Source organism: Armatimonadota bacterium (assembly GCA_016125185.1).
GTDB lineage: Bacteria > Armatimonadota > Fimbriimonadia > Fimbriimonadales > Fimbriimonadaceae > Fimbriimonas.
Window position 1 is genome coordinate 145,792 of the sequence record WGMG01000002.1, and the last position, 20,410, is coordinate 166,201.

22 protein-coding genes and 1 riboswitch are annotated in these 20,410 nt (G+C 56.5%); of the genes, 11 read left to right on the forward strand and 11 right to left on the reverse strand.

The features are described from left to right. The first annotated feature begins 109 nt into the window (after positions 1-109). The 5 genes from GC165_03885 (at position 110) to GC165_03905 (ending at position 3,790) form a co-directional block, all read left to right on the forward strand. Positions 110-619 (forward strand): hypothetical protein, encoded by a 510-nt coding sequence (locus tag GC165_03885; protein MBI1332001.1) that lies wholly within the window; start codon positions 110-112, stop codon positions 617-619. Between the two features lie 4 nt (positions 620-623). Next, a complete protein-coding gene (locus GC165_03890) occupies positions 624-1,844 on the forward strand; it encodes an extracellular solute-binding protein (protein ID MBI1332002.1) in 1,221 nt (406 codons plus the stop codon). A gap of 232 nt (positions 1,845-2,076) precedes the next feature. Then, entirely contained in the window at positions 2,077-2,547 is a 471-nt protein-coding gene (locus GC165_03895; GenBank protein MBI1332003.1) for a hypothetical protein, read from the forward strand. 26 nt (positions 2,548-2,573) lie between these two features. Beyond that, entirely contained in the window at positions 2,574-2,756 is a 183-nt protein-coding gene (locus GC165_03900; GenBank protein ID MBI1332004.1) for a hypothetical protein, read from the forward strand. Further along, positions 2,750-3,790, forward strand: coding sequence for a gfo/Idh/MocA family oxidoreductase (locus GC165_03905; protein ID MBI1332005.1), 1,041 nt, complete (start codon positions 2,750-2,752; stop codon positions 3,788-3,790). The genes GC165_03900 and GC165_03905 overlap by 7 nt, the downstream gene beginning before the upstream one ends. On the opposite strand, the gene GC165_03910 is transcribed toward GC165_03905, so the two are convergent. Then, on the reverse strand, positions 3,760-4,581 hold the full coding sequence (locus tag GC165_03910; protein MBI1332006.1) for a hypothetical protein: 822 nt from the start codon (positions 4,579-4,581) through the stop codon (positions 3,760-3,762). The two genes, GC165_03905 and GC165_03910, sit on opposite strands and share 31 nt — an antisense overlap. Before the next feature lie 120 nt (positions 4,582-4,701). On the opposite strand from GC165_03910, the gene GC165_03915 reads away from it, so the two are divergent. Continuing rightward, a complete protein-coding gene (locus GC165_03915) occupies positions 4,702-5,034 on the forward strand; it encodes a hypothetical protein (protein ID MBI1332007.1) in 333 nt (110 codons plus the stop codon). Positions 5,035-5,095: 61 nt separating this feature from the next. Here GC165_03915 and GC165_03920 read toward each other — a convergent pair whose 3' ends face one another. The 6 genes from GC165_03920 to GC165_03945 are packed head-to-tail and all read right to left on the reverse strand — an operon-like array spanning position 5,096 to position 10,911. Continuing rightward, positions 5,096-5,932: a methyltransferase domain-containing protein gene (locus GC165_03920; GenBank protein MBI1332008.1), complete on the reverse strand. Its 837-nt coding sequence runs from the start codon at positions 5,930-5,932 to the stop codon at positions 5,096-5,098. A 21-nt stretch (positions 5,933-5,953) separates the two neighbouring features. After that, entirely contained in the window at positions 5,954-6,883 is a 930-nt protein-coding gene (locus GC165_03925; protein ID MBI1332009.1) for a polysaccharide deacetylase family protein, read from the reverse strand. 47 nt (positions 6,884-6,930) lie between these two features. Continuing rightward, on the reverse strand, positions 6,931-7,683 hold the full coding sequence (locus GC165_03930) for a hypothetical protein (GenBank protein ID MBI1332010.1): 753 nt from the start codon (positions 7,681-7,683) through the stop codon (positions 6,931-6,933). Positions 7,684-7,733: 50 nt separating this feature from the next. Next, on the reverse strand, positions 7,734-9,161 hold the full coding sequence (locus tag GC165_03935) for an FAD-binding protein (protein MBI1332011.1): 1,428 nt from the start codon (positions 9,159-9,161) through the stop codon (positions 7,734-7,736). After that, positions 9,158-9,880 (reverse strand): SDR family NAD(P)-dependent oxidoreductase, encoded by a 723-nt coding sequence (locus tag GC165_03940; GenBank protein ID MBI1332012.1) that lies wholly within the window; start codon positions 9,878-9,880, stop codon positions 9,158-9,160. The genes GC165_03935 and GC165_03940 overlap by 4 nt, the downstream gene beginning before the upstream one ends. After that, on the reverse strand, positions 9,877-10,911 hold the full coding sequence (locus GC165_03945) for a decaprenyl-phosphate phosphoribosyltransferase (GenBank protein ID MBI1332013.1): 1,035 nt from the start codon (positions 10,909-10,911) through the stop codon (positions 9,877-9,879). Before GC165_03945 ends, GC165_03940 begins: the two co-directional genes overlap by 4 nt. Between GC165_03945 and GC165_03950 the strand changes: the two genes are divergently transcribed. The 3 genes from GC165_03950 (at position 10,901) to GC165_03960 (ending at position 13,231) form a co-directional block, all read left to right on the forward strand. Continuing rightward, positions 10,901-11,413: a hypothetical protein gene (locus GC165_03950; GenBank protein MBI1332014.1), complete on the forward strand. Its 513-nt coding sequence runs from the start codon at positions 10,901-10,903 to the stop codon at positions 11,411-11,413. The two genes, GC165_03945 and GC165_03950, sit on opposite strands and share 11 nt — an antisense overlap. Positions 11,414-11,437: 24 nt before the next feature. Further along, a riboswitch (TPP riboswitch) is annotated at positions 11,438-11,545 on the forward strand. 57 nt (positions 11,546-11,602) lie between these two features. After that, a complete protein-coding gene (locus GC165_03955) occupies positions 11,603-12,364 on the forward strand; it encodes a prepilin-type N-terminal cleavage/methylation domain-containing protein (protein ID MBI1332015.1) in 762 nt (253 codons plus the stop codon). Positions 12,365-12,526: 162 nt separating this feature from the next. Further along, a complete protein-coding gene (locus GC165_03960; protein ID MBI1332016.1) occupies positions 12,527-13,231 on the forward strand; it encodes a hypothetical protein in 705 nt (234 codons plus the stop codon). Between the two features lie 9 nt (positions 13,232-13,240). On the opposite strand, the gene GC165_03965 is transcribed toward GC165_03960, so the two are convergent. Continuing rightward, positions 13,241-14,230, reverse strand: coding sequence for a hypothetical protein (locus GC165_03965; protein MBI1332017.1), 990 nt, complete (start codon positions 14,228-14,230; stop codon positions 13,241-13,243). A 90-nt stretch (positions 14,231-14,320) separates the two neighbouring features. On the opposite strand from GC165_03965, the gene GC165_03970 reads away from it, so the two are divergent. Both GC165_03970 and GC165_03975 read left to right on the forward strand, forming a co-directional pair. Then, the gene (locus GC165_03970; GenBank protein ID MBI1332018.1) at positions 14,321-17,419 is read left to right on the forward strand and encodes a hypothetical protein; all 3,099 of its coding nucleotides are present in this window, start codon (positions 14,321-14,323) and stop codon (positions 17,417-17,419) included. A gap of 4 nt (positions 17,420-17,423) precedes the next feature. Beyond that, positions 17,424-18,134, forward strand: coding sequence for a hypothetical protein (locus GC165_03975; protein ID MBI1332019.1), 711 nt, complete (start codon positions 17,424-17,426; stop codon positions 18,132-18,134). Positions 18,135-18,190: 56 nt separating this feature from the next. On the opposite strand, the gene GC165_03980 is transcribed toward GC165_03975, so the two are convergent. The 3 genes from GC165_03980 to GC165_03990 are packed head-to-tail and all read right to left on the reverse strand — an operon-like array spanning position 18,191 to position 20,344. Beyond that, positions 18,191-18,412: a hypothetical protein gene (locus tag GC165_03980; GenBank protein ID MBI1332020.1), complete on the reverse strand. Its 222-nt coding sequence runs from the start codon at positions 18,410-18,412 to the stop codon at positions 18,191-18,193. Positions 18,413-18,462: 50 nt separating this feature from the next. Continuing rightward, on the reverse strand, positions 18,463-19,305 hold the full coding sequence (locus tag GC165_03985) for a prepilin-type N-terminal cleavage/methylation domain-containing protein (GenBank protein ID MBI1332021.1): 843 nt from the start codon (positions 19,303-19,305) through the stop codon (positions 18,463-18,465). Positions 19,306-19,321: 16 nt separating this feature from the next. After that, entirely contained in the window at positions 19,322-20,344 is a 1,023-nt protein-coding gene (locus GC165_03990; protein ID MBI1332022.1) for a LacI family DNA-binding transcriptional regulator, read from the reverse strand. Between the last annotated feature and the right edge of the window lie 66 nt (positions 20,345-20,410).

Below are 20,410 nucleotides of genomic sequence, written 5' to 3' on the forward strand. Positions count from 1 at the left end.
GTCAATTGCCCGGAAGGGTGGGGAATCCAGATATCGCACAATAAGCGAGACTACGATTTTTAGTTCTCCGCTCACTCCTTGCCGATCTCCTGTAAACTGATGCGACAACATGGCATTCAACGGACTTTGGCACGCCAGCTTCACCGTCTCCAACCTCGAGCAAAGTCTCGAATTCTACTGCGGTCTGCTCGGCATGGAACTCCATCACCAGCAAGTCCAACACAACGAATACACATCCAAGCTCGTCGGCTACCCCGACGCCAACTTGAAAGTCGCGATGCTCCGCATCCCCAACGCCTTCGTGGGCCCCTCGAATCACCACCTAGAACTCGTCGAGTACGTCCACCCTCGCGGCGAAAAAACCGACGTCAGCACGAACCGACCGGGTGCCCCGCACCTGGCGTTCGTCACCGACGACATCCACGCCGACTACCGACGCCTCGCCGCCGCTGGAGTCCGATTCAAGGCCCCCGCTCCCGTCGCTATCGAAGAGGGAGTCAATAAGGGAGGCTTCACCGTCTATTTCCTTGATCCTGACGATATCACTCTCGAAATGTTGCAGCCGCCAGCTGGTCGCCCATGGGGCAGCGTCAACGGCACCGAACTGAAAAAGCCCTAACGCAATGAAGCTAAAACTCATCTCCCGCCAGCAGGAGACTTTCGAAAACGCCTTCCGCGCCCAAATCGCCGACTTTCAGCGGGTTCACCCCCACGTCGAAGTCGAGTGCACCTTCCTACCCATCCACGACCACTACGAAAAGATGGTCGCCAACATGGGCACCGAATCCGACGAATTCGATCTTTTCCTATGTTGCACCGACTGGTTGCCGATCCTCATGGAGAACGAGAGCATCACCGCCCTCGACGAAATGATCGACTCCAATCCGCCCGTCGATTGGCCCAATGGATGGCACCCCGCCATGCTGGGGCTTCAACAACGCCACGGCTACATCTACGGCCTACCTTGGCACGACGGCCCCCAGGTCTTCCACTACCGTACCGACCTCTTCAACGATCCCAACGAGCAGAACGCCTTTCGCGAGCAACACGGCCGCGACCTTCGTGTGCCCGAGACGTGGGACGAATTCCTCGAAGTCGCCATGTTCTTCACTCGGCCCGACAAGGGTCTGTGGGGCTGTTGCGAAGCGGCCTACACTGACGGCCATAACAACGTCTACGACTTCCTCATCCACCTCTGGAGCCGAGGAGGCAGGCTCCTCGACGCCGACCGCAACCCCATCTTCGATAGCCCAATCGGGGTCGAAGCCTTACAGTTCTACGTCGATCTCTTCCACAAGCACAAGGTCGCCTCGCCCGAATGCCTCAACCTCGGCAGTGTCGAATGCGGTGACTACTACGCCCAAGGCAACGCCGCCATGATGTGGAACTGGTGCGGTTTCGCCGCCGTCGCCGAGATGCCCGAGTACAGTAAGATCGTCGGCAAGAACGCTTGCACCAAGCTCCCGGCGGGCTCGGCTGGCTCGGTGTCTCTCAACATCTATTGGGTCCTCACGATCCCTTCCGGCTCGGAGAATAAGGAGCTCGCCTACCAATTCCTCCAGCACATTTCCGGTCCTGCGACCGACAAAATGGTCTCGATGGCCGGAGCCAACGGCGTTCGCCTCTCGACCTGGAACGATCCCGAAGTCCGCGCGAAGTACCCGTACTACGGCATCATCGCCGACGTCCACGCCAACACGCGGACTCTTCCCGCCATTCCCGAATACCCCGAGATCAACGAAGCGATCTCGCGGGCGGTGCATCGGGCCCTCCACGGCGAAATGTCGGTGGAGGAATCGCTAAAGAAGGCCGCGAGCGAAGCGAGAACGATTCTGAAGAAATAGGAGGGCGACCGTCTAGTCGTTCCATCTTCCTATAGACCCCCCAATTGTGATGATGAAACCAGCCTTTCATCATCATTTCCCCCCTCTCTATAGTGAGGATGTTGAAAGGCGAGATGGGTGGCACTGGTCATGACACCCCCGTTTGCGGGCTGGGAATGACCAGTGATTTGCCGACTCAATAGAGCCATTCGCTACCGATGCATCGAGCCCGGCGTACAATGAAAGCCGAGCCATGAATGCTCCCGTTGCCGACGATCCAAGAGCATTCCAGATGCCGTTCCGAGACTCAACGGAGATGAGCTACTTCGCCTTCATCTTCATGTTTAGCCTTATCACGGTTCGCGCTCTGGCTGAAGCCCTAGGTCGGCTGTCCCGTCATGACTTTGCCGCCAGAAATGTCGGCGCAATTCTGTTGCCGCTCAGTTTCACCTGTATCTTCATTTGGGCAAAACATTTGTCTAAGAAGCAGAAGATTTCGTTTGAAGATGGGACCTACCAATTGCCAAACGAGGATCAAACTTCCTCCCTTGCCGAACTCAAAAAAATCACGATCATGACTCCAATCCTGCATCAGGATCGGCGAGAAGTGAGGCTAACATTGGCGAACCACAAGGCGGTCTACGTCCGCCCCACGCCACAAGACCTGGAGCCATTTATCCAATACCTCGAATCCCAAACCGGTCTAACCGCCGAACGCCCCTAGCCTCGAAGTAAACTCTCCGCCATCGCATGGAATCTCGGATTCTGACCCAATCCTCCGCCCCGCCTCGCCAAAAGTTCCCCATCGTCTGCATTGGGACGGACGGAATCAAGCGCAATGCGAGCAGAGATACCTCTCTGGCTAGAGAGGTCGGTGAGCGGAGCGAACCGGGTGAGTCGCACATCGCATCGAAGGAGCGGATAAATTGGTAAACCAATCCCCTACTCAGCCTCGCCAAAAGTTCCCTATCGTCTGCGTTGGCGCCGGTGGAATCATGCGCAACGCCCACCTCCCGGCCTACCGCATGTGCGGCTTCGAGGCCGTCTCCATCATCGACACGAAGCCCGAACTCGCCCGCCAGCTTGCCCAAGAGTTCGACATTCCCTTCGTCGCCGAATCCCTCGACCAACTCATCGCTGAGGCTCCCAGCGACGCCATCTACGACCTCGCCGTCCCACCCGATGCTCACGCCGATATCCTCCGCAAACTCCCCGACCACTCCCACGCGCTCCTCCAAAAGCCGATGGGCGAAACCCTCAACCAAGCCGAAGAAATCCTTCGCGTCTGCGATGAAAAAAACATCAGGGCCGCGGTCAACTTCCAACTCCGCTGGGCTCCCTACACGCTCGCCCTCAAATCGCTTCTAGATCAAGGTGCACTTGGCGAACTCCTCGATCTGGAGTTCAAAGTCAACGTCCACACGCCGTGGGCCGGCTGGCCCTTCCTCGAACTGGCTCCCCGAATGGAAATGGTCTACCACTCCATCCACTACACCGACCTCACTCGCGACCTGCTAGGCGAACCCCACAAGGTGTGGGCGAGGGCCATCAAGCACCCGGACGCCCCCAAGCTCGAATCCACCCGAAGTTGTCTGTATTTCGAGTACGGTGACCAACTCCGCGCCACCATCAACACCTACCACGCGCACAAAGCCGGGCCAAAACACCAGCAGTCCTACCTCAAACTCGAAGGCACCAAGGGCGTCGCCTGGTTCCAGATGGGTCTCAATCTTAATTACCCAAAGGGCGGCGCCGACATCTTCGAATACTGGCTGGAAGGCGACTCCGACTGGACCCCAGTCCCGCTCGAAGGCGGCTGGTTTCCCCACGCCTTCCGCGGCCCCATGTCGGCCATGATGGATTGGCAAGCTGGCGGTGACGCGCCTTCGACGGAGGTTCACCAGGCAATTCTCACCATGCGCCTCGTCGAGGAAGCCTATCGCTGTTCGGATTTGATGGCTGAATAGGCAAGCTGTTTCGACGGCAGTCCCGACAAGACCAGGTGCTGTTCAGACGATAATTTGGATTTACTATCCTTGAGGATCGTGAAGCTTCCGCCTTCATATCGATACGTCAGTCCGGCTTCACTGAGGACATTTGCCAGAGTTACCTCGAATTTGCCTTTTAGCGAATGAACATCGATAGCGTGGCCCAAGAAAGGCACGGCAGAATCGTCGATTTGGTACTTGGCGTTCAGTTGGCTAAAGAGCCCATTGAGCACAAGTTGAATGGGTTCTTTACACGCTTCTGGAATGATCTCCAGAACAGTTCCGCGGTTCCATTGCGCTTGATATCCATAGGTGTGAACAAGGGTAGCCAGCACTTGCCCGGTGTTTCCTTCGGGAATCACAATATTGGATGGTCCGCTAATATAGGCATCAATGGAATAGTCAACCTTCGCGCCGCGACAAAGGCTTTTAATCGCATCACGAATATCGATTCGAGTCAGGTCTGATGTGCCCGTCTGACCTTCCAGATTTGGGACATATTTTGGCGTATGCTCGACGACCAACTTCCCATCTCGCAGGAAACAAATAGCTCCGATCTGGTCGGTTATTTTGCGGATAATCGCGACCGATGGCGTGTCCCTCAAGTGAAGGGTGACATTGCCATGAACATCAGGATCAACGGCTTGCTTAAGTCCAATCTCTTTGGTGACCGCGCTCAAAACGTCGTGAACGTCTGCCCCGTCATAGTCCACCTGATGAATGATTCGATCTAAATACTCTCCCTGCAAACGCGCAGCCGAGAGGATCATTCCAATTCCAATAGCTACCATGGCTTATCCAGTCAGACGTCTTGCGGCACCAACCAATTCATCATCAACCCTGATATTCCTGGCACCCAAAGGAGAAGAACAGGCTAACATGGACGTACAATGCGGACATTGCTACTCACGTTGCTGGGGGCATTCCTTATGATCGGATGCCGAGAACCGTCGGTTGCTGGGCTCTATCACATCGGGCAGTCCCAATCAACTCTCGACCAATCGATTGCCAGCTATAAGATGAATTTCAAAGTGGACAACACATTCGAGATGAGAGATGGCGATAAGGTTCTCTATCAAGGCAAGTGGACTCCTGCGAATGGCGACGTCTACCTCAACGCGTCATTCAAGCAATTTGGACTGAACTACCATGTCCACGGCAACAAGCTGGTGGCGTTCTACGGTGACGACGAGGAAAAGCGTTGGTGCTGGGTCCACGACTGATGCACTCCGCAAGCACGTGCAATCGCTAATTCCTAGAGATCGAAGCGCCAGCAACGAAATCTCAGCCGAAACTGGCCGTTTCGAACAGCTTCCGCGCCACTCCGATGAGGTGCGTCCCGCTGTCCAGGCAGACCGCCCGCATCTCTAGCTCCACCAACTCGGTCCACTTCTGCTCGTCGGCACGGATCGCGTCAAGCCGGTCCCCGTACACTGCAGTCAGGTTATTCGACGCTGCCATGTCCACCACGGCTAGTCCGTTGGCCTCCAAAAACGACCATAACTCGTCGGACCGAAACAAGTGGCAATAGTGAGTCGCAAATTCCGAGTTCGCCTTGGTCAGATCTCCGGTTGCAAGAACGTTCTCATTGTCCACCCACGGAAATCCCAAAACCCCTTCCAAATACTGCCGGATCGTGCCAAAAAGGTTCATAACGTCCACTAACAGCACTCCGCCCGGACGCAAAACCCGAACACATTCAGCAATCGCCACATCTCGCCGATCCAGCACGTAGCTCAGCGGCCCGCCGTACGCCACGACCGCATCGAACGACTCGTCGGCATACTGGGAAAGGTCGCACAGATCGAGCTTTTCCCACGCCGCTACGCCGTGCTCAAAACCCAGTTCTTTCGCCTTCGCCTGGTTCAACTCAAGCTGAACCGACGAAATATCGGCCACCGTTACTTGGCAACCGTGCCGAACCAGCTCCTGCGTAAACTTCCCTGGCCCAGCGCCGACCTCCAGCACCTCCGACCCACCTCCAACGTGGTTCAAAAGCAGTTGGCGATGGACCAGGAACTGTATTTCCCGCATCGGATTCAGCGCCAGCCGATCCCATTCCTGGTCGGCGAACTCGTCAAAGTATCGCTCTACCCACGTCGAGTCGTACTGCCCTTCCATCACCCTAGACTGTACCTAGGTTCAATTTTGGACATGCTCCACGCGAATTGACGAGGCCCGGGGCAGAAAGTCGAAGTGCACCGCCCCATCGGTAACTTCCAAAGTCATCGGACTCCCGCCGTCAATGATCACTTTCGCCTTCTTCCATCCAGCGGGAACCGGATAGTGCATCGTGAGTGGGACATCGTAACCATCGAAAGGCACGAGCTTTTCGTGGTCGAATCGCGGCTTGCCCTTCGCGTCAAGGCCCAAGAACGCCTCCCGCTCTCTCTGATATTTCCAAACCACACCAGTCGGCGCGACCAACATCTTGTCCCGATGCTGATCGAGAAATTCGAGCAACGTCTTCATGTTCGCGACGCTCGTGCTCAACCACTCACCGCCCACTCCATGAAAGCCCAAATGATGCCACGAGGACGAATCTAGAGCCATCTTTGCCCACTTGGTAATGTCACCCTGCCCATCCTGATAGAACGCCTCGCGCCCGGGCAGAAACAACCGATTCTCAGCCAGAATCCGGTCGAAGTCAGCCTTGGGAATCTCCCATTTGACGCCACCGGGAATTGCAAACGGCATCAGGGCGTCATGCCCCACGATCTTGTGGAGGATCTTTGCGGCATCGCCGATTTCGCTCGCCCCCTGCTCAGGACCAACGGTGTCTCGATGGTGCATCGTATGGTCGCCAAGCTCATGTCCTGCGGCCAATACCTTCTTCTCCCAAACTTCCTGATGCTGTCGATATCGCTCCTCGCCGGGGTTGACGTAGAAGGTCGCCGGGAATCTGTACTGAGCCAAGAGGGGCAGAAGGTTTTGCACTTGCGAACCCATCGAGTCGTCGAATTCCATGCTGAACGCGCACGACTTACCATGCGCGAACGGAGTAATCGTCGGGGTCTCGACCATAGGTGACACCAGCGCCGAACCGAGAAGCATCATTGCGACCATCGGCATGTCGGCAGGTTACCACGCGGTCGAGACCGCCTTCTTTAGCTAACGGTTCAGGCCTTTTCGGCGTCTTCCGCTAGTTTCTTTAACGTCAGTAGCATCTTTCGCTCAATCACGAACTGAACCGGCTCGTTAGCGACGACATCGACTACCTTTTCCAAGCCTGACTTCTCTCGCTCACGGAATCGAATGATCAGTCGCGTATGCTCGACATTTTCTTGCCCCGCCAGTTTATAGGGATGCAAGAGGATCGACCAAGTCGCCGCTTTTTCTGTCCCGAGGTCGATGCCCAGTACGAGGCTTCGCTTTGCTTCCATTGAGACGACCGGTGCCGGTGGGTAGTTGCCGTGGATCGACACCACATCTCCGACATTGAGGTCCTGCCATTGCGGCTCGCCCGACTCCACCGTCGCGATATCGGCGTCGATGATGTTCTCAAGCCAGGTGAGGTGATACACACCGCCTCGGTTTTCTCCAAGCTCGGTCAGGAAGGGCCAAATTGTATCGGCGGATGCTTCCACCGTGATCGCATGCGTAATACTGCGAGCCCCGCTGATGAGTTCGTCACCTGGCATGGCTTCTTTCGCTTCTTCGTCCGTGGCTCCCCATGTCAAATGCCAAGGTCGAATAACCTTGGCGTAAGCCGCGGCAGCGGCCGCGATTCCTCCTACTGCCAGCAGAGCCCCAAGAATCTTGCCCTTGGCCCCACATCCCTGTGAGTTCTCCTCACCCTGCCCATAGTTGCCGTCGCCAATCGAGGCGGCTTCGTCCGACATCGTTTCTGGAGTTTTCGTAACAGATTCCATACACGTATAGTGCTATCTGCAATTCAAACCAACAAGTCAAAACTTTCCCGTCATCCAAAGGACGGACAGGAACTTTTCGTCAACCCAACTCGCTCTGCCAAATCGCTCGTCAGCAGATTCTCGGGATCGACTTCGGCCTTGATCGCAAAGAACCGATCTAGGTTCTCGCCCAAATATGCCGCCACATCCGACGGCCGCAACGTCGAATCCTTCGCAAAATAGAACCGCCCCCCGCAGGAAAGCGTCAGGTCATTCATTTTGTGGGCTAGTTCCCAAAGCCGCTCGCGATTGCGCTCTGTTACCTTGAAGTCCAGGGCCAGCGAATAGCCGTCCACCGCGTGGGAGAACAGAAACTTGTCTTCTCGGTGCCGCTTCAGCACTCCCAAATATGACTCCAGCTTGTACTCCTGCTGAAGTCGAACCTGTTCGGCGAAAACGCGCTGAGCAAAACCCTTCGGCACAAAAGTCTGATACTGGATGAACCCGCCCGGCTCGTATGCCTTACGCCAATCCGGCACGTAGTCGAGCAGGAATGAGAACGCCACCAGGCTCTGTTCGTGCGTCTTCTTGTTGCCCAGCTTGGTTCCCGCAACGTACTTCATCCAATTGAGGAGGTGCATCCCCGTTCGGTTGCAGAGCATCTTCAGGATCTTCCAAACCATCGCCTTCGGAAAGAACCCCATGATCAGCGGCGGCAGGTCTTGAGCGTCGGCTCGGCGACTCTTGGGATCATCGAATTTATCGTACCAAGCGGCGTGAAACTGCCCTCTTCCGGCGCCGTTACCTCGACCAAAGCAATCCACCCACGAGACCATGTAGTCCGCCTCGTGCTCGAACCGCTGAAACATTTCGAACTGCTCATCCCAGTTGTGCGCCGCCTCGGCGTAGACCTTCAGATTTCCGCTCGCAACGTGGTGCATCTGCAATCGAACGCGTGTGATTACGCCTAACAGACCCGCCGATGAAACCACCTCAAAGAATCGCTCATCGCTGGGTGTCAAGGTTGCCAGCGTCCCGTTTGGATACAAAACGTCCAGTTCAAGCACATGCTCGCCAATCGTTCCTTGGCAGAAGTTGTTTTTGCCGTGGACGTTCATCGCCAAAGCACCCGCCAGGGTCGGATACATGGTTCCCGTCACCACGGGAGGCCACCAGCCGTCTTCCAGGCAGTAGCGCCATAAGCCCTCGATCGTTGTTCCTGCCTCACATTCGATGACGCCCGTCTCCTTATCCCAATGGAGGATTCGGTTCATCCGCGTGATGTCGATCACCAACTTTTCGGTGCCGACGTTGGCATCGCCGTAGCTTCGGCCCGACCCGCGCAGGGTCACTTGGCGGCCAGAAGTCCGCGCCAACGCAAACACATCGCGAACCTCGTCGACCGAGGTGGGTCGATACACAAAGGCGTCCGTATGCCCCGACTGCCCGAATCCGCTGATCCGGTCCAGGTGATCGAGGGTTAAGCCAGCGGAGCTCATATCTTCAGCTTGCGAAAGATCGGGCTGGGGATGCGTTTGATGATGTAAAACGCGAGGCGGTGGAACAGCTTCAAATAGTGTTCGCCGTTCTTGTCAAACTTCGAAACGCAAATCTCGGCGGCGGTTCGCACCGGCATCTTGCTCATCGTCATATGCTTTGCCAAATCGGTCTCCACTGGCCCCGGCTTGATCGTACTCACGACAACGCCGTAGCGCGACAACCGGTTCCGCAGGGCTTCCAGATACGTGTGTAGGAACGCCTTGCTCGCGTTGTACACCGGCTGAAGCTGTCGCCCTCGGTCGCCAGCCACGCTCCCGATGCCGACCAAGTACCCGTGCTTCGTGTTCATAAATCGTTCGGCGGCCTGGTTGCACCAAGCGATCGCTCCAACCATATTGACGTCGGCCATCGATTTGTCCTTCTCGAAATTGAATTCGGTGGGACTTATTTCCGGCATCACGCCACTGCAGTACACGAAGAGGTCGAGCCCATTCAACTGCTTCGTCATGTCCAAGAAAAGCTCAGGTACTTCGCCCGTGTTCAAGACATCGTGTTCGAACGCCAAGACCTGATTGGGAAATTCGTTCGCCAGTTCGTCGAGCAACGCACGACGGCGCGCAACTGCGGCTACCTTCACTCCCTGCTGAGCGAGAATGCGGACGATCTCGCGCCCGATTCCGCTGGACGCGCCGATGACGATGGCAGTCTTATATTTCATCGATAGAGGAAAGGCAGGGGCACATTGGTAAGCCCGATCGCGGCGGCGGCGGCAAAACCGACGAAAGTGACGATAAGGTGGGGGTCGCGCAGAACCATCGACTCAGGCTCTCCGCTCTCACCGCTCCCAAAAACGATCACGATGTACCGCGCAATCCCGTAGATGACGAACGGTGTGGTCAGGATGATGCCTGGGTAGCTTCGCGCGGTCGGGCTCTCGATCGAGTAAACGCTGTACGTGAGGGCCGCGCAGGTGGCCGAAAACATGACCAGCATATCCAACGACTGATGCGTGTATTCCGCCAGGCTTTTGCGCGACGTGTGGGCGTCGTCACCCATCAGAATGTATTCGTGTCGGCGTTTACCAAAGCCCAGCATCAGCGCCAGCGTCGCCGTACAAAGCAGAATCCAACCCGAAACGTGGGCCGAAATTGCCAGCGCGCCGATCACGACGCGGATAACGAACCCCAGTGATATGCAGGCCACATCCGCGACCGATTTGTTGCGGAGCCAAAGGTTGTACATCACCTGGATCAGCAGGTAGGCGGCCAAGCCGTACACAACCTGGATATTCGAAAGAAAGCCGAGAACGACGGAGGCGATGAGCAGGACCACGGCCATCGTGAAAGCAACCAGCACCGGCACCCGTCCCGAGGGCAAAGGGCGATTCTTCTTGACCGGATGGTTGCGGTCCTTCTCGATATCGTAGATGTCGTTGGCGATGTAGGTCGTCGACGACGCACAGCACATCGCAGCAAACGCAAGCAGAACGGCTTTGATCGCGCCAGGAGTCTGCCAACCTTCGACATAGAAGATGTACGCGGCAAACACGAAGACATTCTTCGTGTACTGCTTCACGCGGACAAGCTTGACTAGATCGGTTACCGACATCGATTGCCCCAGTGTTTTTACTGGGATACCGTATATGTTGGCTGATTCCGGTCGATTTTGAGGCATCGCGGTTCGATAGCCCGGCGTTGAGTTGACCGGATTCTCGGTCTTCAGTACAATTTCGTCGTCCATGGAAAGCATTGGTGACCTACTGAAAGAGTGGCAGACGTTCTATTTCACGTTGGCCGGTGCCACTGCGACTCTCATGGGTCTGCTGTTCGTCTCCCTCTCCCTCCATGCCAACCAAATCCACGACGAAGAGAATTCCCACTTTCTAAGGCTCGCCCGGCTCACATTCAGCAATTATCTGATGCTGTTGACCCTTTCGCTCCAGATGCTCGTGCCGATGCGGGTTCGGCCCCAGCTCATCATTCCTATGGCCGCCGTCGGCGTCATCGGCTTGTTCTGGACGATCACCCTTCGCAACCGAGGACTGAAGAAGTCGGACCCGACCACGCCCTTCCTTCACCGCTCCTATTACATGGCGTTCGCCAGCTACGCGGTCGTTTTGGCGCTTTCGCTGATCCGGTTTGAAATCGCAACACTGATGTACCTTCTCCTCACGCCCATCATGCTTCTGACCGTCACGTCGGTCCGCAACTCGTGGGGCCTCATGATGATGCTCCGTACGAAGTCGGACTGAAATGACGTAAAATAGAGTGTACGAACAGCCCGCGAGGGGAGCCTGAATTGGCTGAGATTGTGGAATTACACCACTCGACCCTTGAACCTGATCTGGTTAGTACCAGCGTAGGGATAGCGTGAGCAGAACCGGATCCGTTCCGAAATTGCCGCGATTATCATTTTTTGCGGCAGTTCGCACGGACCGAATATGAAACGAGCCTTTACGCTAATCGAACTTCTCGTGGTCATCGCGATCATCGCGATTCTCGCCGCGATCCTCTTTCCCGTCTTTGCCCAGGCCAAGGAAGCCGCGAAACGCACCGCGTGCCTTAGCAATGCGAAGCAGATCGCCCTCTCTCAGAAGATGTACAGCACCGACAACGACGACGTGCTGCCGATCTTCCACGCCTACAACACCACTCCGGCCCCATGGTTGACCGGTCACCTTGGTACGGAGATGCAACTGCTACCCTATGTGAAGAGCAAAGACATCTTTAAGAGCCCGCTCGACTCCGGCGGCCCATATTTGGCCGTTGACCCCGGTCTTACCAGCCGACCGAGCTCGACCTATTGGCAAGCGTACGGCTCTTCGTACCGATTCGGCAAGTGCAGTTTCACCGTCGTGGCCGGCTTTAGCATGCAGAACGATGCTCCCCGAACGGAGAACTGGACCGTGACAGACACGTCATTCTCCGACCCGTCGAACACCCGCTCCATCCGCATCGAGATGATGCCGTTCTTCAAGAAAGAGAATGATCCGACTTGCACCAAGTACGGCTACGACTGCGGCTACTTCCAGACCTGGTCGTCAGTGGGCGGCTCCGTGATCTTCGCCGATTCCCACGCCAAGTCGGTGACCAATTACGGCGCTTTCGACAATGAAATCGTCGACCCAGCCGGACACAAGTCGAACGAAGCCACCGGAAGCGGCACCGCCTACGACGACACCTACTACTGGCGCTGCGACTAATTGTCTTAATCTGGTTGTCGTGGCCACCAAGCTGCGGCAACCAGAAATTGTAAAGATTCCGGCCTAAAACTTCCGAAAATCGACATATCTATGTCGCATTATCGGCCATACGCGCCTCCAGTCCAAAACCGTGCAAAGCCTTGGTACTATGCTTCGCCATTTATGATCGCCCTGGGAGCCTTTGGCTTCATGTATATCAAGGGGCTGGCCATTAACTCATTAGTGAAGGCACCGCACAAGGTCCAGTCCAATCTTCCGAAAGCGAAGTCGGAGATTGATGCGATGCTCAAGGGCGTGAAGAATGAGGACTTGCCCAGGATTAACCTTAAGGTCCAAGCGACCCAGCCACTCTCGATTTCCTTTAAGAACTGTTTTGTCGACCTGTGCAAGGCAGAGGCAACTTTGGAGAAGCAAGTCGGCAAAGTCAATCCAGACAAGCTCATCACGCTTAAGGCGGGCACCATCGAAGCCCAGCCGAAGTCTCGGCACGACTGTCGCGTGTTCGACGAAGGAATTGTCGTTTTCCTCGACTCCGAAGGTCTGATCTTCTCCCAGTACATGGACACGTGGCGTGACAACTACTCACTCTCATCCAAAGGCGATCTTGAGGTCCAGAACCTCAGAATCAAGGCTCGAACGGAGTATCAGACGGTGGCGGACAGCCGCACCAAAATTCTCGATTTCTTAGAGGCTCATCCGCCAAAGCTAGTGAAGAACAAGTACGTTCTCGATCCCGCATCGATGAAGGACTACAAGCAACTCGTTCACAACTACAATGCGTCGATCGATCAATTCAACGATGACGTAGCAGTTTGGGAAGGGCACGAGTACAAAGCCGTGGCCGATGTCCTCAATCGAATTCAGTAGCAGACTGAACTAGGAAGCAAAAAGGCCGGTGTTCATCTCTCCAGCAATGCGAGAGAAGGACCAATCTAGCCCCTCGTCTAGCTTTGCGTCGATATCCTGAGCGAACGACGCCAGATCGAGCACGAGCGGAAAAGCGCCGAGGTTCTTGAAGGCCCTCTGGGCCAACCCGTAGGTGCCTTCGGTGTACTCCTTGGCCGTCGAAGCAAAACCGACCGTAGTCCAATCCGCAACCATGACGGGCCGATTGACCTTCAGGGCCGCCACCGCCCCTTGCCACGATCCACCCATGCGGAAGCGAGCCGATGAAACGACCGTCGAATGCCCGAAGCCATAAATCAACGCGTTCCGTTCCATGGCCCGCGCGGCGCTGAACGCTTCATTGGGCGGGCAGACGGACATGGCATAGCCAAAAATGTTTCGCGGAAGCTTGTTGAGGCCATGAGGCAAGATATGAACCACTTGGCCACCTGCCTTCAGGGCCGAATTTCCGAAGGCCTCGTCGCATCCTTGCGCGCCGCCGGAGACAGCGAAGTAGCCGCGCGACGCAACCCACTCGCCCACCTTCGTGGCAATCGCAAGCCCAACTCCCAGCGGCTGTCGGCAGCCAACACCGGACACGCACACCCGCTGGGAGCCGTCCGGGTTCATCCAGGGCGTCTCCTCGCGCAATCGAGGGTCGCTGATCCAGAAAATCGGAGGTGCATTCACGCCTAGGTTCGCGATGAGCAGTTGGGGGTAGCATTCACAGGCCAAGGTGATCACCTTGCCTTCCTGGATCAGGGCAGCTCCTCTTTCGCGGTTGTGCTTGGTAGCAATGAAGAGGGCTTCCTGAACGAAATTGTTGCGTCGCAGAGCCTCGACGACGTCGTCCCAGTCCACGTCGCTCTCATCGCCAAAAGCCTTTCTCAGGCATGAGAGTATCTGGGTGTGCCGGGCAACACGCGACAGAGAGCGAAAATCGCTCTCGCCATACAACGTTGCTATGACGGTACCCAGCATTTATATGGGTTCGGCCCCAATATTAATAGTCACTCCTTTTATCAAGAAACTTTAGGCCCCAGTTCAGTAAACTACTGGTTTTTACCCCCAATGCTCAAACACTCTGACCTTACTTTAAGACGAATTAGTCTATTTCTGAAGACCGAACTCAAGCCCAGAATCTACGGAGATCGGCATGGCTTGAAGATCGAAGTCAACTCCAACCCCTGCAAGACTCAGAAGGAAGCCGAGAAAGGACCTTGGCAAGAGGTCGAGAAGGGATTTGAGTACGGGCCGGCTTACACCACCTTCTGGTTCCGCCTCTCCGGCAAAGTGCCGAAGGAGTGGGAAGGCAAAGAAGTCGTCGTCTACGCCGAAATCGGTAGTGAACGCACTCTCTGGAAGGACAACTCCCCGTTCCGTGGCGTCGACTACGAACACACCGACTTTGGATTTCTGACCGGCGGCACTCTTCCGACCGAAGGCCCCGTGAAGGGTGGCGAAAACGTCAGCTACGTCATTGAGGCGTATACCAAGAACCCGCAATGCCGCGTTCACCTCAAGGAGCTTCCGCGCGAACCCAAGGTCGAGAAGGTCGAATTTGCCGATCTCGTCATCGTCAACAACGATGTCAAGGCTCTCTATTTCGACGTCGATTTTGCCTATGACCTGCTTTCGAGCGTCGATAAGGAAGATCCGTCGTTCTACACTCTGCTCCAAGCCCTTAACGAGGTCATCAACCTCTTCGCGAAGGATGGCCTGGACTCCATTACGCGAAGCCGAAAGATCATCAAGGACGCCCTTGGAAGTCTGAATTCCGAGTACAAACACACCATCTACCCTGTAGGTCACGCCCACCTCGATACTGCTTGGCTTTGGCCGATCTCGATCACCAAGCAGAAGATGGCCCACACGACGGCGACTCAGCTTTCGCTGATGGAGAAGTACCCTCAGTACATCTTCGTCCACTCGCAGGCCAGCCAGTACGAGTGGCTGGAGAAAGACTATCCGAAGCTGTTCGAGCGCGTGAAGGCGGCGATCGACCGAGGCCAGTGGGAGCCGGTTGGCTCCATGTGGGTCGAAGCCGACTGTAACCTGACGGGCGCCGAGTCATTGGTTCGCCAATTCCTGTATGGCAAGCGATACTTCAAGGAGAAGCTTGGCTACACCACCCACGACATGTGGCTTCCGGACGTCTTTGGCTACTCTGCGGCGCTTCCGCAGATTCTCGAAAAGTTCAACATCAGCTACTTCCTCACCCAGAAGATTAGCTGGAACCAGTTCAACAAGTTCCCGCACCACACCTTCTACTGGCAGGGCATCGATGGCACCAAGGTTTGGACCCACTTCCCTCCTGCCGACACCTATAACGCGTCGTGTGAGCCAAAGGAAGTCATCAAGTCGGTTAAGAACTACAAGGATCACGCTCGATCCGAGAATTCGCTGTACGTGTTCGGTCACGGCGACGGTGGGGGCGGCCCAACCGAGCGACACCTAGAATTCATCCAGCGCGGACGAATGGCGCCGAACTACCCCGAAGTCATGTTCGGTAAGAGGGCCATCGACTTCTTCCGGGATGCCAAAGCCAAGAGCAAAGACCTCATGACGTGGGTCGGCGAGCTCTACCTGGAGCTTCACCGTGGCACCTACACCAGCCAAGCCGCAAACAAGAAGTCGAACCGCGACTGCGAGTTCCTGCTCCGCGATGCCGACTGGCTCGCCTTCTTTGCCGGTGGCAAGCACCCGTCGAAAAAGCTGGAAGAAGCCTGGAAGCTCGTGCTCCTCAACCAGTTCCACGACATCATTCCCGGTTCGTCCGTCCACGAAGTCTACGTGGACAGCAAGGTCGACTACGAAGCCGTCGAAAAGATGGGCAACGAAGTCATCCAGGATTCGCTGAAGGCGATCAGCAAAAGGCTCGACTCGTCTGAGTTCAGCAAGCCGATCGCGATGTTCCAGAACGGCAACGTTCCCACCCAGGCGTCGATTCCGTGGACCGACGAGGAAACTCCGGTCGGCCTCAAGGTCGGCGATGAATTCCTTCCGGTTCAGCTTGTCGAAGAGTTCGGCGAACGAAAGCTGATCTTCGAGACCCCGCAGGATGCCCTCAGTACGGTCGCCGTCGGCGACTTTAAGGAGTCCGGCACCCCGCTGAAGAACCGCCTGAAAGGCTCTTCGCGAAAGCTCGAGAACGATCAGTTCTCGGTTCGGTTCGATGTCAACGGCAACATCTCCTCGATTCAAAGTCTGGAGGACGGCACCGAGTTTGTCGAGCCGGGCAAGCTGGCCAACGTGTTCCAACTGATGGAAGACAAGCCGCTGTTCTGGAGCGCATGGGACGTCGACGTTTATGCCTACGAGACCGCCCAAGACCTGCTGAAGAGCGAAAGCGTTGAGTTGGTTGAAAAGGGTCCGGTCCGAGTCGCGATCGAAATCGTCAAGAAGTTCGGACAATCTACCATTCGCCAGCGCATTTCGCTCGGCCCCACGCCAGGTATCCGCTTCGACACCGAGATCGACTGGCACGAAGAGGATAAGATGCTGAAGGTCGCCTTCCCGGTGAAGGTGAACTCCAGCCGTGCAACCTACGAAATCCAGTTCGGCAATGTCGAGCGACCGACGCACTACAACACGAGTTGGGACATGGCCCGATTCGAAGTGTGCGCCCAGAAGTGGGTCGATCTCAGCGAGGGCGACCTCGGTGTTGCCCTCATCAACGATGGCAAGTACGGCCACGACATCAACGGAAACGTGATGCGAATGTCGCTCCTGCGCGCTCCCAAGGCACCGGATCCCGAGTGCGACATGGGCGTGCACCGGTTCAGCTACGTCCTGTTGCCGCACTTCGGGCCGTATAACTATGCGGACGTCGTCCACGCCGCCTATGCGCACAACTCGCCGCTCCGCGCGGCGATGATCGAGCCAACGGCAGGACCTGCGACTCAGCTCGACCCGCTGGTGACCTGCGACGACCGAAACATCGTCATCGAAACGGTGAAGAAGGCCGAGGATTCGGACGATCTGATCATCCGACTCTACGAGTGCCACAACAGCCGAGGCCAAGCCGAGCTGTTCTGTGTGAACGCTCCAGGCGAAGCCGTCTTGTGCGACCTCGAAGAGAACGAGATCGCCGACCTCGACGTCAACGACGGACTGGTCCAGTTCTCGTACAAGCCGTTCGAGATCATCACCATCAAGCTCAAGGGCTAACCCTATGATCGCCCTGCTCGTCTCACTCAGCCTGATTGAGACGGTGCAGGGCGATCTCGCCATCATCCTCGCCGCACCGCACGGCGGAACCACGGAAATTCCCGGTGGAGTTCGCACTGGGAACGGGGCCAAACAGTTCGTCGTCGTCACCGATACACGCACCGATGACCTTGCAAGGGCGACGGCTAAGGAAGTTGAAAGACTCTTTGGCAAGAAGCCTTGGGTGGTCATCGCCCAATTTTCGCGCAAATACGTCGACGTCAATCGCCCCATCGAATCCGGCGCGGAGTCCGACGACGCCCGCGAACAGTACAAAGCCTATCATGAGGCTGTCAAGAAGGCGGTCGACGCGGTCCGGGCAAAGTTTGGACACGGACTGTTGATCGACATCCATGGTCAGGGTGCGGACAAGGACACCGTCTTCCGTGGGACCCAAAACCTCAAGACCATCGCTGGCCTTTCGGACAATGACCTCTTCGGTCCCTCGTCGTTCCTCGGCTTACTCGAGGCGTCGGGAATCAAGATTTTCCCGACCATGAAGAACGCTCACGACCCGGAAAATCCCAAGTTTGACGGCGGATACACGGTCCAGACTTACGGCAAGGATGGAATCGCGGCGATCCAATTGGAATTCGGAGCGTCCTACCGAACGACGAAGGCAATTCCCGACACCGCGAAGAAGCTGGCCGAAGCACTCCACCAAGCCAAGATCTGACAAAAAAGCCCCCGAGAGACGGGGGCAAGTTCACGATAATTTGGGTCAGAAAAGCTTTAAGCCCCGTTGGAGGCGTTGGCGGGCATGTTGGTCGCGCCGCCGTGCTTCTCCTCAAAGCGCTTCTTGAAATCGGCGATTCCCTGAGTTGCCTTGGGATCCCGCTTCGCATCCTTGGGCGGAGCAAAGTTTTTTGTTTCTTCAGAATTCATGGACGAGTCGGCCGACCCACATCCCGCGAGACAAGCCGAAACAACGATTAACAGGCTGAGTATCTTCATGATCTTTCAAAAAAGAGGGGGAAGGGCCGAAGCCCTTCCCAAACACTCACTTATCGATCTGCGTTCCACATATTGAGGTCAGGCTTGCCAATCGGATCGGGATTGGTAGCCTCTGGCTTCATCGCCTTGGCGTGGCCATCCGAGAAGGTGAAGTTGGACGTGTTGGCAGTGGTCAGGCCAACCGCACCGCGCGAGCCAAGCGGGTAAGCCGCGCCGACCGCGCCGTTGATCCAGCCTGCGTTCGGGTTGCCGTTCGGTATTTCGCCAGGTGCGGCCCAGTCAAACCAGTTCTCGGGGCCGATGAAGACCGATCCGTAGAAGGCCGAATAGACGCCCATACTTCCGTAGGCGACGGCTTCGCCGTTGTACTTGTTGGCGAGCATAATCGTCTCGGCTGGCTTGGTTACCGCAGTTGCGCTCTTGGTGTCGGGCAGAATCCATCCCTGCGCCATCGGGGTAAAGAGTCCGTGGAGCACGCACCCATTATCGCAGTCGAAGTAGCCGTTAGCACCATAGGAAATGGTCGTGCCAAGGGCCCAACCGACCGGATCGACGCCTGCGGCCGGAGCCGAGTTGGTCTCAAACGGGCTTCGGAACAGACCAGCGCTCTTGCCGTAATCCTGTGCACCCATGGCGCCGCTCTTGATGTACGGTGTAACGAGAAGGGGCCAAGCGGCCTGCCAGTTGGCGTCGAGTCCGAACGGCACGACGTCATCGACGTCGGATTCGTACATGATGACGCCTAGCGTCTGTTGCTTCAGGTTCGAAAGGTCGGAAGTCTTCTTAGCGGCGGCTTTGGCCTGGGCGAAGACAGGGAAAAGAATAGCGGCAAGAATCGCGATGATAGCGATGACGACGAGTAGTTCGATGAGCGTGAAACCTCTACGTTTCATGATTATTTCTCTAAGATTAGGGTGGGGACGTGGTGGATTCGCGAAGGTCGAAGCCACAAGGGATGACGAGGTGCTTGTCGGGGACCGTCTCCTGCTGGATCGTCTTCACCAGTAGGTCGATGGCGGTCTCGCCGATCTTGAAAAGCGGTTGGGCAACCGAGGTGATCGAGGGTCGAAATTCGTTGCAGTACGCAGTGGAATCGAATCCGACGATGGAAAGGTCGTTGGGAATATTCAGCCCGCGGCTCTGGGCAGTTTCGATCATCCTGCCCGCCGCGCCATCACTGACGGCGAGAAAGGCCGTGTGGCGAATCCCGTCGTCCAGGTAGCGACCAAAGCCCGCCCCATCCCAGTTGACATCGACGATGTCTCGCTCGGAAACCGGGAGGTCTCGCGACAGCATTTGGGCAACGAAAGCGTCATGTCGAATCTTCCCCTCCCCAAAGGAGTCCTCCGAAACGATAGCGAAGCCGATTCGCCGATGACCGAGCGACTGCAAATGGTCGAGCGCGAGGCCGATACCCTGATAGTTGTCGCAAATGACCGTCGGAAAACGCCCACCAAAATCCTCGCCAGTCGAGTGGATAAGGACCAACGGCAAGGACGTCTTTTCCAGAAGTTGGTGATTCTCCTCGCTCGGCGACGTGCTGTACCAGACGAGGCCATCGAAGCGACCGTCGGCTAGCGCATCGGTCGGATCGTCACCGAGGAGTTTCGGACAAAGAGTGACGCTATAGCCGTGGTTGAATGCCCCCTCGACGATGCCGTCCATCAATTGAGCAAAGTACCGGCTTCCGTAGTCAAAGCGGGGACGACCGAATCCAACCCCATGCAAGATGCCGATCGACATCGTTTGCCGCTCTCGCAAGCCCCGAGCCGCCGCATTCACGCGGTAGTTCAGATCCTTTGCCGCCTGTCGAACCCGCTCAGCCGTTGCCTCGCTAACCCGGATCGAGAGAGCTTTGTTGTGCAAAACACGCGAAACGACGGTCGGGGTCACCCCCGCCCGTTCGGCCACGGTCTTCAATGTCACTGCCATAGTCTCACTCTACTCTGAGTCAGCGAGGTTCCCGCCAAAGGAGGGGTCGCTACAACGATGTATCAA

Bases quoted from the DNA above. Each gene is read 5' to 3' on its own strand.
- GC165_03950 (MBI1332014.1), top strand. From the start codon at position 10,901: ATGGAAAGCATTGGTGACCTACTGAAAGAGTGGCAGACGTTCTATTTC.
- GC165_03925 (MBI1332009.1), bottom strand. From the start codon at position 6,883: ATGCCGATGGTCGCAATGATGCTTCTCGGTTCGGCGCTGGTGTCACCT.
- GC165_03915 (MBI1332007.1), top strand. From the start codon at position 4,702: ATGCGGACATTGCTACTCACGTTGCTGGGGGCATTCCTTATGATCGGA.
- GC165_03980 (MBI1332020.1), bottom strand. From the start codon at position 18,412: ATGAAGATACTCAGCCTGTTAATCGTTGTTTCGGCTTGTCTCGCGGGA.
- GC165_03985 (MBI1332021.1), bottom strand. From the start codon at position 19,305: ATGAAACGTAGAGGTTTCACGCTCATCGAACTACTCGTCGTCATCGCT.
- GC165_03945 (MBI1332013.1), bottom strand. From the start codon at position 10,911: ATGCTTTCCATGGACGACGAAATTGTACTGAAGACCGAGAATCCGGTC.
- GC165_03975 (MBI1332019.1), top strand. From the start codon at position 17,424: ATGATCGCCCTGCTCGTCTCACTCAGCCTGATTGAGACGGTGCAGGGC.
- GC165_03965 (MBI1332017.1), bottom strand. From the start codon at position 14,230: ATGCTGGGTACCGTCATAGCAACGTTGTATGGCGAGAGCGATTTTCGC.
- GC165_03930 (MBI1332010.1), bottom strand. From the start codon at position 7,683: ATGGAATCTGTTACGAAAACTCCAGAAACGATGTCGGACGAAGCCGCC.
- GC165_03960 (MBI1332016.1), top strand. From the start codon at position 12,527: ATGATCGCCCTGGGAGCCTTTGGCTTCATGTATATCAAGGGGCTGGCC.
- GC165_03890 (MBI1332002.1), top strand. From the start codon at position 624: ATGAAGCTAAAACTCATCTCCCGCCAGCAGGAGACTTTCGAAAACGCC.
- GC165_03970 (MBI1332018.1), top strand. From the start codon at position 14,321: ATGCTCAAACACTCTGACCTTACTTTAAGACGAATTAGTCTATTTCTG.
- GC165_03955 (MBI1332015.1), top strand. From the start codon at position 11,603: ATGAAACGAGCCTTTACGCTAATCGAACTTCTCGTGGTCATCGCGATC.
- GC165_03895 (MBI1332003.1), top strand. From the start codon at position 2,077: ATGAATGCTCCCGTTGCCGACGATCCAAGAGCATTCCAGATGCCGTTC.
- GC165_03940 (MBI1332012.1), bottom strand. From the start codon at position 9,880: ATGAAATATAAGACTGCCATCGTCATCGGCGCGTCCAGCGGAATCGGG.
- GC165_03920 (MBI1332008.1), bottom strand. From the start codon at position 5,932: ATGGAAGGGCAGTACGACTCGACGTGGGTAGAGCGATACTTTGACGAG.
- GC165_03910 (MBI1332006.1), bottom strand. From the start codon at position 4,581: ATGATCCTCTCGGCTGCGCGTTTGCAGGGAGAGTATTTAGATCGAATC.
- GC165_03900 (MBI1332004.1), top strand. From the start codon at position 2,574: ATGGAATCTCGGATTCTGACCCAATCCTCCGCCCCGCCTCGCCAAAAG.
- GC165_03935 (MBI1332011.1), bottom strand. From the start codon at position 9,161: ATGAGCTCCGCTGGCTTAACCCTCGATCACCTGGACCGGATCAGCGGA.
- GC165_03990 (MBI1332022.1), bottom strand. From the start codon at position 20,344: ATGGCAGTGACATTGAAGACCGTGGCCGAACGGGCGGGGGTGACCCCG.
- GC165_03885 (MBI1332001.1), top strand. From the start codon at position 110: ATGGCATTCAACGGACTTTGGCACGCCAGCTTCACCGTCTCCAACCTC.